The organism is Modestobacter marinus (genome assembly GCF_011758655.1).
GTDB lineage: Bacteria > Actinomycetota > Actinomycetes > Mycobacteriales > Geodermatophilaceae > Modestobacter > Modestobacter marinus.
In genome coordinates this window covers 2,833,697-2,847,265 of record NZ_JAAMPA010000001.1, presented here as the reverse complement: position 1 = coordinate 2,847,265, position 13,569 = coordinate 2,833,697, and the positions used below count along the sequence as shown (strand labels likewise).

Here is a 13,569-nt window from a genome sequence, read left to right as displayed (position 1 = left end):
GGCCACCGGCGAGCTTTCTCACTCGCGCCGTCGGAGAACGTCAGCAACGAGGAACGCCACGGCAACCGGCCGCGGCCAGGGTCTGCGGGCAACGCGACGCCACCGGGGCGCCGCCGGACCCGGGAGCCCAGCCTTGGCCATCTCCGACCCGCCCGCCACCGGTGCGCCGACGTCGTCGACCGGCAGCAAGCCCAGCGCCGTCACGACCCGCAGCCTCACCGGCTCGCTCGGCGTCGGCGCGATCATCTTCATGGTCGTCGCCGCCGCCGCGCCGCTCACCGTCATCGCCGGGGCCGTGCCGATCGGCGTCCTCGTCGGCAACGGCGCCGGCTACCCGGCGAGCTTCGTCGTCAGCGCGGTGATCCTGCTGTTCTTCGCCGTCGGGTTCGTCGCGATGACCCCGCACGTGCCGCAGGCCGGCGCCTTCTACTCCTACATCTCCCGCGGCCTGGGCCGCCCGCTCGGCCTGGGCGGGGCGATGCTCGCGCTGCTCACCTACGTCACCATCCAGGGCGCGGTGCTCGGCTACGTCGGGCAGGCGATCGCCGACCTGCTCGGCCGCTACGGCCTCACGTCCCCCCCGTGGTGGGTGTGGACGCTCGCCGTCGTCGCCGGGATCGGGGTCCTCGGCTACCGCCACATCGACCTGTCCAGCAAGGTGCTCGGGCTACTGCTCGTCGCCGAGGTCGCGATCGTCGTCGTCCTGGACGTCGCGGTCGTCGGGCAGGGCGGCCCGGAGGGGTACTCCACCGGCGTCTTCAGCCTGTCCACGGTGACCAGCGGCTCGCCCGCGCTCGGCCTGATGTTCGCCATCGCCGGGTTCATCGGCTTCGAGGCGACCGCCGTCTTCCGCGACGAGGCCCGCGAGCCCGAGCGCACCATCCCCCGCGCCACCTACCTGGCGCTGGCGATCATCGGCGTCTTCTACGCCGTCTCCAGCTGGGCGATCGTCACCGCCTGGGGCGACGGCGCGGTGGTCGAGCGGGCCGCCGCCGACCCGGGCTCGATGGTCGTGGAGACGACGGAGGTCTACCTCGGCACCCTGGCGGCCGACGTCCTCAACGTCCTGCTCGTCACCAGCCTGTTCGCCTGCGCGCTGAGCTTCCACAACGTGCTGAGCCGCTACTACTTCAACCTCGGCAACACCGGAGTGCTGCCCGACCGGCTGGGCAGCGCGCACGCCACGCACGCCTCCCCCGCCACCGCCTCGCTGACCCAGACGGTGATCAGCGCGGCACTCATGGTGGTGTGCGCGCTGGCCGGGCTCGACCCGGTGCTGGAGGTCTTCACCTGGCTGTCCGGGATCGCCACCGTGGGCATCGTGGCCCTGATGCTGCTCACCTGCGCGGCGGTGCTCGTCTTCTTCCGCCGCACCCGGGTCGACACCCGCCCCTGGCAGACGCTGATCGCGCCGGGCCTGGGGTTCCTCGGGCTGGCCGCCGTCCTCGTCGTCCTGGTGCAGAACCTGCCGCTGCTGATGGGCGAGTCGACGACGTTGGGCGTCGGTGCCGGCGTGCTGCTGCTGGCCACCCTCGCCGCCGGCGCGGTCATCGCCCGGGCCCGCCCGCACGCCGCCGCGCTCACCGACACCGACCTCTCCTCCTGACCCTCCCCCACACCCGGCCTCCACGAAGGAGCACCACCCATGACGATGACCGCCCCCGTCAGCACCGCCACCCACCCGCTCTCCCGGCTGTCCGCGGCGGAGTTCACCGCGATCCGCGGCATCGTGGCCGACGCCGGCCTGGTCGGTGAGCGGACGAAGTTCGTCTACGTGGGCCTCGACGAGCCGCACAAGGACGTCGTCCTCGCCTGGCAGCCCGGCGACCCGATCGAGCGCCGGGCCCGGGTGCTGCTGCTCGACCGCGCCACCGGCAACGGCGCCGACCTCACCGTCTCGATCACCGCCGGGCTGGTGGAGAGCAACACGCCCATCGACGCCCTCGTCGACGGGCAGGTACCGATCCTGGACGACGAGTTCAAGGCGATCGAGCCGATCCTCGCCGCCGACGAGCGCTGGGTCACCGCGATGGCCAAGCGCGGCCTGGACGTCGCGAACGTGCGCAGCGTGCCGCTCTCGGCGGGCTCCTACTTCCCCGACGAGTACGGCCACCGCATCGTCCGGGTGCTCGGCTTCCACCAGGCCGACCCCACCGACCTGCCCTGGGCGCACCCGGTGGACGGTGTCGTCGCGTTCGTCGACGTCACCCGCGGCGTGGCCATCGACGTCCAGGACCACTTCGACCTCCCCGTGCCGGCCGAGCGCGCCGAGCTCACCCCCGACGTCGTCCGCGACCTGAAGCCGATCGAGATCACCCAGCCCGAGGGCCGCAGCTTCACCGTCGACGACGACGTGATCCGGTGGGCCGGCTGGGAGGTGCGCGTCGGGTTCGACGCCCGCGAGGGGCTGACCCTCAACCAGCTCTCCATCGACGGCCGGTCGGTCGTGCACCGCGCCTCGATCAGCGAGATGGTCGTGCCCTACGCCGACCCCTCCCCGGTGCGGTTCTGGCAGAACTACTTCGACACCGGCGAGTACCTCTTCGCCCGGTACACCAACTCACTCGAGCTCGGCTGCGACTGCCTCGGCGAGATCCTCTACTTCGACGCCACGCTCGCCGACGAGACCGGCAACCCGCGGGTGATCAAGAACGCCATCTGCCTGCACGAGGAGGACTACGGCGTCGGGTGGAAGCACACCGACATCTTCAACGGGATGCTCGAGACCCGGCGCTCGCGGCGGCTGGTGATCAGCTTCTTCACCACGATCGGCAACTACGACTACGGCTTCTACTGGTACCTCCACACCGACGGCACGATCGCGCTGGAGTCCAAGGCCACCGGAATCGTGTTCACCTCCGCCTACCGCGGCGAGGAGCACCCGTTCGCCACCGAGATCGCCCCCGGCCTGGGGGCGCCGTTCCACCAGCACCTGTTCTCCGCGCGGCTGGACATGGCCGTCGACGGGGTGGCCAACACGGTGCACGAGGTGGACGCCGTCCGGCTGCCGATCAGCGAGACCAACCCCTACGGCAACGCGTTCACCCGGAAGCTCACCCCGCTGACCACCGAGAAGGCCGCCGCCCGGACGACGGACGCCACCGTCGGCCGGACCTGGCACGTCGTGAACCCGTCGGTGCACAACCGCCTGGGCCAGCCGGTCGGGTACGCGCTGCACCCGGAGAACGGGCCCACGCTGCTGGCCGACGACTCCTCCTCGGTTGCCTCCCGCGCCGCCTTCTCCACCAAGAGCCTGTGGGTGACCGCCTACGACCCGGCCGAGCGGTACGCGGCCGGCGACTTCGTCAACCAGCACCCCGGGGACGGCGGCCTGCCGTCGTTCGTCGCCGACGACGCCCCGGTGGAGGACACCGACGTCGTCCTCTGGCACACCTTCGGGCTCACCCACTTCCCGCGCCCGGAGGACTGGCCGGTCATGCCCACCGACTATGCCGGCTTCACCCTCAAGCCGGTGGGCTTCTTCGACCGGAACCCCGCGCTGGGGGTGCCGGCGTCGACCTCGTCGCACTGCGCGACCGGCGCGGGGCACTGCTCATGACGACGGCCGTCGTCGCCGCCCGGCCGGGGGCGCTCGCCCTCGGCCGGGTGGCCGCCGGCCTGGCGGTCGCGTCGGCGGCGGTGCACCTGCTGCTGGCCGACGGCTCGCTCGGCTCGGTGGCGATGGTGCTGATGGCGGCGGCCTGCCTGCCGTGTGCCTGGCACCTGTGGCGGCACCCGACCGGATCGGTCTGGCGGCTCACCGCACTGGTGGACGCCGCGATGCTCGTCCTGCACGCGCAGCTGCTCGGCGGTTCGCCGTCCCGGCACGCGATGCACGGCATGCACGCCGAGGCCGGGTCGGGTGCGCTGATGTGGCTGGGCCTGGGGCTGGTCACCGCCCAGCTGGGGTTGGCCGGCGCGGCCGCCCTCCGCCGTCCCTGATCCTGGGCACTGCTGTGCGCTCGGCGTCGGTTCCGTCGACCCGGACCGACGCCGAGCGCACAACGGTCAGGTCAGGCGGCGGCGGGGGCCTTCGCCAGCGACGCCATCAGGGCCTCGACCGGCTGGGGGCGGCCGAAGAGCCAGCCCTGGGCCAGCGGGCAGCCCAGCTCGGTCAGCACCCGCGCCTGCTCCTCGGTCTCCACGCCCTCCGCGACGAGCGTCAGCTCCAGTGCGTGGGCCAGCGCCACCGCGCTGCCCAGCAGCCGGGCCCGCCGGGTGGAGGTGGTGATCGTGGAGACGAACGAGTTGTCCAGCTTCAGGTGGTCGGCGGGCAGCGTGTCCAGCCGGGCGAGTGCGGAGTAGCCGGTGCCGAAGTCGTCGATCGCGACCTGCAGGCCGTGCGCGCGCAGCACGTGCAGCGCGCCGATCGACCGGGCGGACTCCGCCTCGACCAGGCTCTCGGTCACCTCGATGACGGTCCGCCCGGCCGGCCAGCCGGTGCGTGCCAGGGTCGCCAGCACGGTGTCCGGGAAGTCGGGGTCGTCGAGCTCCAGGCCCGACACGTTGAGGGTCAGGAACAGGTCCCGCCCGGTCGCCTCGCACAGCGCGCGGGCCGACCAGCACGCCGTCTCCACGACGAACGAGCCCAGCGCGCCGATGAGCCCCTCGCGCTCGGCCACCGGCACGAACTCCGCCGGCGACACCTGACCGCGCTCGGGATGCGTCCAGCGCACCAGCGCCTCGACGCCGACGACCTCCCGGTCGGCCAGGGTGACGATCGGCTGCAGGTGCACGGCGAGCCCGCCGGCACCCGGGTCGACGAGCGCCGCCCCGAGGTCGCGGGCCAGCGGGCTCTGCCCGCCGGCGTCCAGCTCGCCCCGCCCGCGGCCGCGTGACTTGACCCGGTACAGCGCTGCGTCCGCCCGCCGCATCAGGCCGGCGGGCGAGTCGCCGGCCTCGAGCGCGGCCACGCCCACCGAGGTGCCCACCCGGGGCAGCGCCGCCCGCAGCCGCTCGACGGCGGCCAGCGCGGGCTCGCCGTCCAGGCCGGGCATCAGCAGGGCGAACTCGTCGCCGCCGTGCCGGGCGAGCACCGCGCCGGCCGGCAGCAGCGGCGTCCAGGTGCCGGCCACCGTGCGCAGCAGCTCGTCCCCGGCGGCGTGCCCCCGGGTGTCGTTCACCGCCTTGAAGTGGTCCAGGTCGAACAGCGCCGCCGACAGCGGCTCGCCGCTGCGCACGGCCGTGCGCACCGCGGCGTCCAGCAGCTCGTCGAAGCCCCGCCGGTTCACCAGGCCGGTCAGCGCGTCCTCGCCGGCGCTGGCGGCCCGGCTGGCCAGCACGCCGATCGCCCCCGCCGAGCCGACGACCAGCACCCCGAGGACGGCGGCCGGTCCGGCCGCCACGTCGCCGCGCACCACGACCACCAGCGTGCCGATGGCCAGCACCTCGCCGACGAAGCCGACGGCCCACGCCAGCGGGAAGAACAGGAAGGCGTCCATCGAGGCGAACGCCATCAGCGCCAGCACGGCCACCCCGCCGCTGGCGGTGGGCGCGGACCCGGCGAAGACGCCGACGCCGACGACGCCGACCGCGAGCAGCACCTGGTAGAAGATCCGCGGCACCCGGCTGCCCCACCGCATGATGGCCAGCCCGGCGAGCATGGTGAACGGCCCGAGTGCGATGACCGCGGGGGCGAACTGGTCGAGCCCGTCCGGGGTGGCCAGCACCAGCGCCACGGCCGCCAGCCCGCCGAGGGCCGTGAGCAGGCCGGCGGTGCGGGCGACCACGCGAGGGGTCGCCACCTCGGGAGCCATCCCGCTGATCCGCATGCGCACTTCATCGAGCGTAACCGGGGCGAACTCAACGGTTCCGGCACCGACGAGTCCTCGGACCACCACCTCGGGGTGAGAGGCGACCGTAAGACATCCGCCACCGCGCTCCCTCCAACGGGCGGACCACCCGGCCGCCGGCACCACGGTCGGTTATCGTCGTGCGGTTCCGGAAACACGTGTGTAACTACCTGCTTGCTGAGCAAGGCGGCACGCCCTACCGCCAGCAGAGGTCATGTTCCACACCCGTTCCGCCAGCACCGAGCTCATCCGGCACGCCGGCTTCTCCTACTTCCCCCTCGCCTTCATCGCGCGGCTCCCCTTCGCGATGATGACCGTCGGCGTCCTCACCCTCGTCGTCGCCGAGCGCGGCTCGGTGACCCTCGGTGGGCTCAACTCCGCCGCCGCCGGCCTCGGCACCGCCCTCGTCGGGCCGCTGCTCGGCGCGGCCGCCGACCGGCTCGGGCAGCGCCGGGTGCTCGTCCCGGTGGGGCTGGTCAACGCCACCCTGCTCGGCGTCTTCCCGTTCGTCGTCGCCGGCGCCACCCCGGCCCTCGGCCTGCTCGCGCTGTCGGTGCTGATCGGCGCCTCGGCGCCGCAGATCGCCCCGATGTCGCGCACCCGCCTGGTGGCGATCATCAAGCGTTCGATCCGGCGGGACCAGCGGGAGCGGGTGCTCAACTCGACGATGGCCTACGAGTCCGCGGCCGACGAGATGGTCTTCATCGTCGGCCCGTTTCTGGTCGGCCTGCTCGCCACCGCCATCGCCCCGTGGGTCGCCATCGCCGGGGCCTCGGCGCTGACCTTCGTCTTCGTCACCCGGTTCGCCCTGCACCCCACCGGCCGGCTGCACCTCGGCACCCCGGACGCCCCCCGGCTGCAGGCACCCGCCCGGGAGCTGGCCCGCTTCCCGCTGCTCACCGTGATCGCCGGCACGCTCGGCATCGGCTTCTTCTTCGGCGCCACCCTCACCTCGCTCACCGGGTTCCTCGCCGCGGACGGCGACGGCGACCGGGCCGGGCTGCTCTACGGCGTCATGGGCATCGGGTCGGCGGCCCTCGCCCTGGGGACGGCGGCGTTCCCGGCGCGGTTCGGCCTGCGCGCCCGCTGGCTGGTGTTCGGGTCGCTGATGCTCGCCGCCGCGATCGCCTACGCCTCCGCCCGGTCGGAGCCGGCGCTGATCGTCGCGCTCGCCGTCCTCGGCTGTGGCATCGGCCCCACGCTGGTCACCCAGTACAGCCTGGCCGCCACGTTGAGCCCGACCGGCCGCTCGGCGACCACCATGACCATGCTCGGGTCCGCGGTGGTCGTCGGTCAGGCGGTCTCCTCCGCGGTCACCGGCGTCGTCGTCGACCGGCTGGGCGCGGACACCGCCCTCGCGCTCCCCGCCGTGTGCGCCGCCTTCATCGTCGCCGCCGGGCTCGCCCACACCGCCGCTGCGCCCCGCGCCGCCGACCGCGAGCCGGAGCTGGTCCCCGCCTGACGCCGGGGCTCCCGAGAACGGCGCGCCGCCGGACGCACAGCGGCGCCACAGTCGGCCCACGTCCCGCGCACCGGAGAACGACCGAGGGTGCCCGGTACCGGAAGCCGAACGTCAGGAGCCAGCGTGCCCGCGCACCCCCAGCCCAGCCAGAGCCCCAGCTACGAGGGCCGCCCGCTGCCCCGCCCCGAGGACGAGGTCGTCGACCAGGGCCTGGGCTTCGACCTGGGCACCCTGGTCACCCGCCGGCGGATGCTCGCGTTCCTGGGCCTCGGCGCGGCCGGCGCCGGACTCGCCGCCTGCGGCGGGACGAGCAGCACCTCCAGCGCAGCGGCGACGTCGTCCTCGGCGAGCGGGACGGCGGCCGGCGCCCTGACCGAGATCCCCGACGAGACGGCCGGCCCCTACCCCGGCGACGGGTCCAACGGGCCCGACGTGCTGGAGCAGAGCGGCATCGTCCGCAGCGACATCCGGTCCAGCTTCGGCGAGGCCAGAGGCACCGCAGAGGGCGTACCGATGACCCTGCGACTGACCGTCCGCGACCTGGCCAACGGCGGGGTGCCCTTCGCGGGGGTCGCCGTCTACGTGTGGCACTGCGACCGGGACGGCAACTACTCGATGTACTCCGACGGCGTCACCGACCAGAACTACCTGCGCGGCGTGCAGGTCACCGACGCCGCCGGCACGGTCACCTTCACCAGCATCGTCCCGGCCTGCTACTCCGGGCGGTGGCCGCATGTCCACTTCGAGGTCTACCCCGACCAGGACAGCATCACCGACGCGACGACCACGATCGCCACCTCCCAGGTCGCGCTGCCGAAGGACGTCTGCGACGCGGTCTACGCCACCAGCGGCTACGAGAGCTCGGTGCGCAACCTCGCCGACGTGACCCTCACCAACGACAACGTGTTCGGCGACGACGGCGGCGCCAGCCAGCTGGCCACCGTGAGCGGGGACGTGTCCAGCGGCTACACCGTCTTCCTCCCGGTCGGGGTGGACACCACGACGACGCCCAGCGCCGGAGCTGCACCGGCCGGCGGTGGCCGAGGCGGGGCTCCCGCCGGCCCGCCCGGCTGATCGGACCGTCTCCGGGGGTCGGAGTCGCGAGCCCCGGCTCCCGGGGATCAGCGCCGGGCAGCGCGCGTGGGGTCAGGCGTGCCGGACGATCGGCCGAACCGGCTCCCGCGGCGGCGCGGAACGCAGCACCGTCCGGCGGTTCTGCTGGACGACGACCAGCGTGCCACCGCGGCCCACCCCGCAGAGCGCCTCGAACACCACCGCGTCGAGCAGCGCGACCTCCGTGCGCCCGTGCACCCCGGTGTCCGCCACCACCTCGGCGACCTGGGCCTCCAGCGCGGTCCGGATCTGCGCCCGCTCGACGTCGTCGACCCGCGGCCCCACCACGGCGCAGGCGAGCACCGAACCGTCCTGCCGCACCGCGTCCCGCAGCGCCCGCGTCAGCTCGGTGGAGCTGGCCGCCGTGCCGTCCAGCGGCACGAGCAGTCGAGCCCGGGCCCGGCGGGACGGTCGGCTGCCGACCACCTCTGCTGACGTCATGCCGGCATCCTGGGCACCGGCTGTGCGACGCCGGAAGGGCTCGACACGTAACCGAGACCGTTCCGTATCAACGATAACGATGTCACGGACAGTCCGTGACTGGTCACTCACGCTGCGCACCGTCCACGACTGGGCGACCACCACCCAGACGGATCCCCGGCACCCCCGGCCAGACTGCGGGCATGGACCTCGAGGCCTTCTACCTGCCGCTCGGTGACCACCACTTCTCCCCCACCCGGGCCACCGAGAGCCCCTGGGAGACCAGCGCCCAGCACGGCGGTCCGCCGTCCGCGCTGCTGGCGCACCTGGCGACCGCCGCCGCGGGCGAGCACATGCGGGCAGCGCGGGTCAGCGTCGACTTCTTCGGCGCCATCCCCCGCCGCGAGCTGACCGTCGAGGTCTCCCCCGTCCGCCCGGGCCGGCGGATCGACCTCACGGAGGCCGCGATGACCGTCGAGGGACGCACCGTCGCCGTCGCCCGGGTCTGGTCGATCGCCACCGGCCCGACGCCGCCGGTGGTCACCGAGCTGACCCCGCCGCCCGCCGTCCCCGACGAGTCGGTGCAGCTGCTCCCCGACCTCACCGACTGGGGCTTCGGTCAGGCCCTGGACTGGCGCTACACCGCCGGCTCACCGGAGAAGACCGGCGCCGCCGACGTCTGGACCCGGGTCCTGGTCCCGCTGATCGCCGGGCAGGAGCTCACCGGCGTGGATCGCACGCTGGTCGCCGCCGACGCCGCCAACGGCATCTCCGCCGAGCTGCCGATCAGCAGCTGGCTGTCCATCCCGCCGGGCATGACCACCCACCTGACCCGCGAGCCGGACGGCGAGTGGGTGCACCTGGCCGCCCGCAGCTCGATCGCCGCCGACGGCATCGGGCTGTGCCTGGGCACGCTGTCCGACGCCGCCGGCGAGATCGGCCAGGTCTCCCAGCCACTGCTCGTCCGCGAGCGCTGAACTGAGGAGAGACCGCCGCCTTGTTCTCACTTCCTGGTCGAAGTGAGAACAAGGGGCTCAGACGCCGAGGTGCGCCAACGCCTGCAGCAGCAGGTGGCTCTGCCCGTTGGCCAGCTCGGCCAGCAGCGCCGGCTCCCGGGCCTCCTGCGGGGTGAACCAGGTCAGCTCCAGCGCGTCCTGCTGCGGCGCGCAGTCGCCCTCCACCGGGACGACGTAGGCCAGCGACACCGCGTGCTGCCGCGGGTCGTGGAACGGCGTCACGCCCGGCGTCGGGAAGTACTCGGCGATGGTGAACGGCTGCGGCGCGGGCGGCACCCGGGGCAGCGCCAGCGGGCCGAGGTCCTTCTCCAGGTGCCGGAGCAGCGCCGACCGCACCCGCTCGTGGTACAGCACCCGGCCCGACACCAGCGCCCGCTTGACCAGCCCGTCGCTGCCGGCCCGCAGGAGCAGCCCGACCGCGGTCACCACGCCCTGGTCGTCGACCCGCACCGGCACCGCGTCGATGTAGAGGATGGGCAGCCGCTCGCGGGCGGCGTCCATCTCCTCACCGGAGAGCCAGCCAGCGTCGTTCCTCGTCGTCGCCTCGGTCATGGTCACTGTCTAACCGATGCGGGTCGGGGACCATCGCAGCGGGCCGTCCGGAACGCCCCGGACGCATTCCGCACGCGGGGCCGGCCGGCGTCGTGCGGAGAAGTTGACCGCATCCCCCGGTCGCCGTAACGGGGGCGGAGCGAGCGGCGGGTGTGCTCAGGGCACCTGCCGCTCCCCGAGAGGACAGCCCGTGCCCGACCTCTTCTCCCCCTTCACCCTCAAGGACGTCACGCTGCGCAACCGCATCGCGATGTCGCCGATGACCATGTACGGCTCGGTCGACGGGCGGATGGACGACTACCACGTCATGTACCTCGGGGCTCGCGCCGCCGGCGGCTTCGGGCTGGTCTTCCCCGAGCAGGTCGCCATCACCCCCGACGGCCGCACCACCACCTCCTGCGCCGGCATCTGGGACGACGACCAGATCGCCGGCCACGCCCGGGTCACCGCGATGATCAAGCGGTTCGGTGCCGTCCCGGGCATCCAGCTCGGGCACACCGGCCGCAAGGGCAGCGAGGTCCCGCCGCACCAGGAGACCAACGCCCAGGGCAGCTGGAAGGCCCTCCCGCCGGACCACCCGGACGGCTGGCAGACCGTCGGCCCCTCCGCCATCCCGGCCGGCGGCGATCACTCCTTCCCCGTGCACGAGCTCACCGTCGGCGAGATCAAGGCCCTGCACCGCAGCTACGCCGACGCCGCCCGCCGCGCCGCCGACGCCGGCTACGAGTGGCTGGAGCTGCACTTCGCCCACGGCTACCTCGCCGCCAGCTTCTTCTCCCCGCTCGCCAACCAGCGCACCGACGCCTACGGCGGCAGCAACCGCAACCGGGCCCGCTTCCTGCTCGAGGCCCTGGACGCCGTCCGCGAGGTGTGGCCCGAGCACCTGCCGCTGACCATGCGGCTGGGCTCGGACGACTTCCACCCCGCCGGCACCCAGTTCGAGGACTCCCTCGAGGCGATCGGCTGGATGGCCGACCACGGCCTGGACCTCGCCGACCTGTCCATGGGCGGCAACACCGACGAGATGGTCGACCCCCACTTCTTCAACGAGCCCGCCGGCTTCGTCTCCCGCGCCGCCCGCGTCCGCCGCGAGGTGGGCATCCCGGTGGCCACCAGCTGGAACCTCGGCGTCCCGCAGACCGCCGACGCCGTCATCAGCCAGGAGCTGATCGACGTCGCGATGATCGGCCGGCCCGCGCTGTCCAACCCGCACTGGCCGGTCTGGGCCGCCCGGGAACTCGGCCACGCCGCACCCTTCGACCTGCTGCCGGCGGACTGGCGCTGGTGGCTGGCCAACTTCCGCGGCCACGCCCCGAGCATCGGCCTGCCACCGGTGGCCGCCGGGGTCCGGGCGGCCGCCGCCACCCTGCCCGCCGACGCCGACCTCTCGCTGACCGCCTGACCCGCCGTCCGGACCCCGTCGTCGCCGGCGGGGTCCGGACGGGGTCGCGGCCGGTCACCATCCCGGTCCGGACTGCCGATGACCGGGGACATGAGCAGCACCCAGAGCGACGCGCTCGACCGGTGGCTCGCCGACCTGACCGGCGGGGAGACCTCGATGCGCCGGCTGCGCCGGCGGCTGACCGCGGAGGGCACCCTCGGCGCCGAGCCGTGCCCCACCTGCGAGCACCCGGCCACCGACGACCTCGCGCACACCGGTCACCGGGTTCCCGACCCCGCCGGGTGAGCGGGTTCACCGCCCCCGGCTGACCACCTCCTCGAACTGCGCCGGCGTCAGCGGCGCCCCGGGCAGCTCGCCGTCGGCCGGGCGCAGGCCGTCCAGCGCGATCGTCAGCACCCGCCGCCACAGCCCGGGGACGACGTCCCGCGACCGGGCGGTGACCTCGCCGACCATGACCGGGATCAGCGCGACGTCCAGGGCGGTGACCTCGGGCCGCACCTGGCCGCGCTCCTTCGCCCGGTCCAGCAGTGCGCCGACCACCGGGGCGATCCGCGACGTCGCCGCCCCGGCCCGCGAGCGGGCCTGCGGCCCCAGCATGAACTCCTGCAGGCCCCGGTCGGCGGCCTGCATCTCGACCACCTGCGCCAGGAACCGGCGCAGGCCCTCCCCCGGGTCCTCGGCCGCGAGCGCCTCGTCGGCGAGCCGGCCGACGAGGGCGAGCTGGTCCTCGAACAGCGCCAGCATCAGGTCCTCGCGGGTCGGGAACCGCCGGTAGACCGTGCCGACGCCGACGTCGGCGGCCCGGGCCACCTCGTTGTGCGTGACGGCCCGGCCGGTCTCGGCGAACAGCTGCCGCGCCGCGGCGAGGACCCGCTCGCGGTTGCGCGCGGCGTCCCGGCGCAGCGGCGTCGACCCGGTCACCGCGCGGCCAGGACCTCCCGTGCCGTCGTCCATGCCCGCGGACCGTAGCGGTCGTTGTCCAGCGGCCCGAGCTGCGCGTCCCCGCTGAACATGCTGTGCAGGTACTGCATCCCCTGCCACGCCGGGAACGGCTCGTCGCCGTCCCGGGACACCGCGCGCCCCACCTTCGCCAGCCCGGCGACCAGGCCGGGCGTGCCGGCCCAGGTCGGCCGGAACCGGCGCCCGGTCAGCTCGGTCATGGTGGTGGCCAGCTGCCGTGCGGTGACGACGTCACCGGCGATCTCCAGGTACCGCGGGGCGGCCTCGTCCAGGGCGGCGTCGGCGGTGAACGCCGCGGTGTCGTCCTTGCTGGTGAAGTCCAGCTGCTGGTCGGCGTCGCCCCAGTAGAGGACTCGACTCTGACCGAACAGCACGATCGGGGCCTGGCCGGTGAGCATGTCGGCGAAGGCCCCGTTGAGCACCGAGGTCGCCCGGATCGGCGCCCGGTCCAGCACCCGGGCGAAGTCGCGGCGGATCTCGAAGTTCCGGTTGGACCCCGGCGCCACCCGCCGGTAGTCGGCGGAGAAGTCCGAGGGGACGAACCGCGGGACGCCGGCCGCCACGGCGGCGTCCAGCAGCCGGGTCTGCACCCCGAGCATGACGTCACGCACCCCGTTGAGGGTGGAGACGACGACGTCGGCACCCTCGCTGGCCCGCTGCAGCGCGGCCGGGTCGGCGTGGTCGGCCTCGACGACGGTGGCGCCGAGCCCCGCCAGCCGTGCCGCCTTCCCCGGGCCGGCACCGGGGCGGGTCAGCGCCCGGACGTCGGCTCCCCTCGCCACCAGCGCCCGGGTCGTGCGGGCACCGAGGTCGCCACTGGCACCGGCGAGCAGGACTGTGGTCATGCGGGGC

Annotated in this window: 13 protein-coding genes; 8 read left to right on the top strand and 5 right to left on the bottom strand. The window is 74.2% G+C overall.

Annotated elements, in window-relative coordinates; genetic code table 11:
• The first annotated feature begins 133 nt into the window (after positions 1-133).
• From FB380_RS13455 to FB380_RS13445, 3 genes are read left to right on the top strand one after another with little or no spacing between them, the layout of a single operon-like run.
• Positions 134-1,606: an APC family permease gene (locus tag FB380_RS13455; RefSeq protein WP_208382842.1), complete on the top strand. Its 1,473-nt coding sequence runs from the start codon at positions 134-136 to the stop codon at positions 1,604-1,606.
• A 39-nt stretch (positions 1,607-1,645) separates the two neighbouring features.
• Positions 1,646-3,559 (top strand): primary-amine oxidase, encoded by a 1,914-nt coding sequence (locus tag FB380_RS13450; protein ID WP_166755470.1) that lies wholly within the window; start codon positions 1,646-1,648, stop codon positions 3,557-3,559.
• Positions 3,556-3,942: a hypothetical protein gene (locus FB380_RS13445; RefSeq protein WP_166755469.1), complete on the top strand. Its 387-nt coding sequence runs from the start codon at positions 3,556-3,558 to the stop codon at positions 3,940-3,942. Before FB380_RS13450 ends, FB380_RS13445 begins: the two co-directional genes overlap by 4 nt.
• Before the next feature lie 71 nt (positions 3,943-4,013).
• Here FB380_RS13445 and FB380_RS13440 read toward each other — a convergent pair whose 3' ends face one another.
• Positions 4,014-5,771 (bottom strand): putative bifunctional diguanylate cyclase/phosphodiesterase, encoded by a 1,758-nt coding sequence (locus FB380_RS13440; protein ID WP_229682269.1) that lies wholly within the window; start codon positions 5,769-5,771, stop codon positions 4,014-4,016.
• Positions 5,772-6,006: 235 nt separating this feature from the next.
• On the opposite strand from FB380_RS13440, the gene FB380_RS13435 reads away from it, so the two are divergent.
• Both FB380_RS13435 and FB380_RS13430 read left to right on the top strand, forming a co-directional pair.
• Complete coding sequence (locus FB380_RS13435; RefSeq protein WP_166755467.1) at positions 6,007-7,254, top strand: MFS transporter; 1,248 nt, start codon at positions 6,007-6,009, stop codon at positions 7,252-7,254.
• Between the two features lie 123 nt (positions 7,255-7,377).
• Entirely contained in the window at positions 7,378-8,328 is a 951-nt protein-coding gene (locus FB380_RS13430) for an intradiol ring-cleavage dioxygenase (RefSeq protein ID WP_166755466.1), read from the top strand.
• 72 nt (positions 8,329-8,400) lie between these two features.
• On the opposite strand, the gene FB380_RS13425 is transcribed toward FB380_RS13430, so the two are convergent.
• On the bottom strand, positions 8,401-8,808 hold the full coding sequence (locus tag FB380_RS13425) for a hypothetical protein (protein WP_166755465.1): 408 nt from the start codon (positions 8,806-8,808) through the stop codon (positions 8,401-8,403).
• Positions 8,809-8,990: 182 nt separating this feature from the next.
• Between FB380_RS13425 and FB380_RS13420 the strand changes: the two genes are divergently transcribed.
• Positions 8,991-9,764 carry a thioesterase family protein gene (locus FB380_RS13420; protein ID WP_166755464.1) on the top strand — a complete coding sequence of 258 codons (774 nt, stop codon included), beginning with the start codon at positions 8,991-8,993 and terminating at the stop codon, positions 9,762-9,764.
• Between the two features lie 57 nt (positions 9,765-9,821).
• Here FB380_RS13420 and FB380_RS13415 read toward each other — a convergent pair whose 3' ends face one another.
• Positions 9,822-10,355 (bottom strand): NUDIX hydrolase family protein, encoded by a 534-nt coding sequence (locus FB380_RS13415; RefSeq protein ID WP_166755463.1) that lies wholly within the window; start codon positions 10,353-10,355, stop codon positions 9,822-9,824.
• Between the two features lie 190 nt (positions 10,356-10,545).
• On the opposite strand from FB380_RS13415, the gene FB380_RS13410 reads away from it, so the two are divergent.
• Together FB380_RS13410 and FB380_RS13405 are read left to right on the top strand one after the other, a co-directional pair.
• Positions 10,546-11,757, top strand: coding sequence for an oxidoreductase (locus FB380_RS13410; RefSeq protein ID WP_166755462.1), 1,212 nt, complete (start codon positions 10,546-10,548; stop codon positions 11,755-11,757).
• A gap of 90 nt (positions 11,758-11,847) precedes the next feature.
• Positions 11,848-12,042 (top strand): hypothetical protein, encoded by a 195-nt coding sequence (locus FB380_RS13405; protein ID WP_166755461.1) that lies wholly within the window; start codon positions 11,848-11,850, stop codon positions 12,040-12,042.
• 6 nt (positions 12,043-12,048) lie between these two features.
• On the opposite strand, the gene FB380_RS13400 is transcribed toward FB380_RS13405, so the two are convergent.
• The gene (locus tag FB380_RS13400; RefSeq protein ID WP_208382840.1) at positions 12,049-12,678 is read right to left on the bottom strand and encodes a TetR/AcrR family transcriptional regulator; all 630 of its coding nucleotides are present in this window, start codon (positions 12,676-12,678) and stop codon (positions 12,049-12,051) included.
• Positions 12,675-13,562: an NmrA family NAD(P)-binding protein gene (locus tag FB380_RS13395; protein ID WP_166755459.1), complete on the bottom strand. Its 888-nt coding sequence runs from the start codon at positions 13,560-13,562 to the stop codon at positions 12,675-12,677. Before FB380_RS13395 ends, FB380_RS13400 begins: the two co-directional genes overlap by 4 nt.
• Between the last annotated feature and the right edge of the window lie 7 nt (positions 13,563-13,569).

Bases quoted from the DNA above. Each gene is read 5' to 3' on its own strand.
- FB380_RS13425 (WP_166755465.1), bottom strand. From the start codon at position 8,808: ATGACGTCAGCAGAGGTGGTCGGCAGCCGACCGTCCCGCCGGGCCCGG.
- FB380_RS13450 (WP_166755470.1), top strand. From the start codon at position 1,646: ATGACGATGACCGCCCCCGTCAGCACCGCCACCCACCCGCTCTCCCGG.
- FB380_RS13420 (WP_166755464.1), top strand. From the start codon at position 8,991: ATGGACCTCGAGGCCTTCTACCTGCCGCTCGGTGACCACCACTTCTCC.
- FB380_RS13435 (WP_166755467.1), top strand. From the start codon at position 6,007: ATGTTCCACACCCGTTCCGCCAGCACCGAGCTCATCCGGCACGCCGGC.
- FB380_RS13445 (WP_166755469.1), top strand. From the start codon at position 3,556: ATGACGACGGCCGTCGTCGCCGCCCGGCCGGGGGCGCTCGCCCTCGGC.
- FB380_RS13440 (WP_229682269.1), bottom strand. From the start codon at position 5,771: ATGCGGATCAGCGGGATGGCTCCCGAGGTGGCGACCCCTCGCGTGGTC.
- FB380_RS13395 (WP_166755459.1), bottom strand. From the start codon at position 13,562: ATGACCACAGTCCTGCTCGCCGGTGCCAGTGGCGACCTCGGTGCCCGC.
- FB380_RS13405 (WP_166755461.1), top strand. From the start codon at position 11,848: ATGAGCAGCACCCAGAGCGACGCGCTCGACCGGTGGCTCGCCGACCTG.
- FB380_RS13415 (WP_166755463.1), bottom strand. From the start codon at position 10,355: ATGACCGAGGCGACGACGAGGAACGACGCTGGCTGGCTCTCCGGTGAG.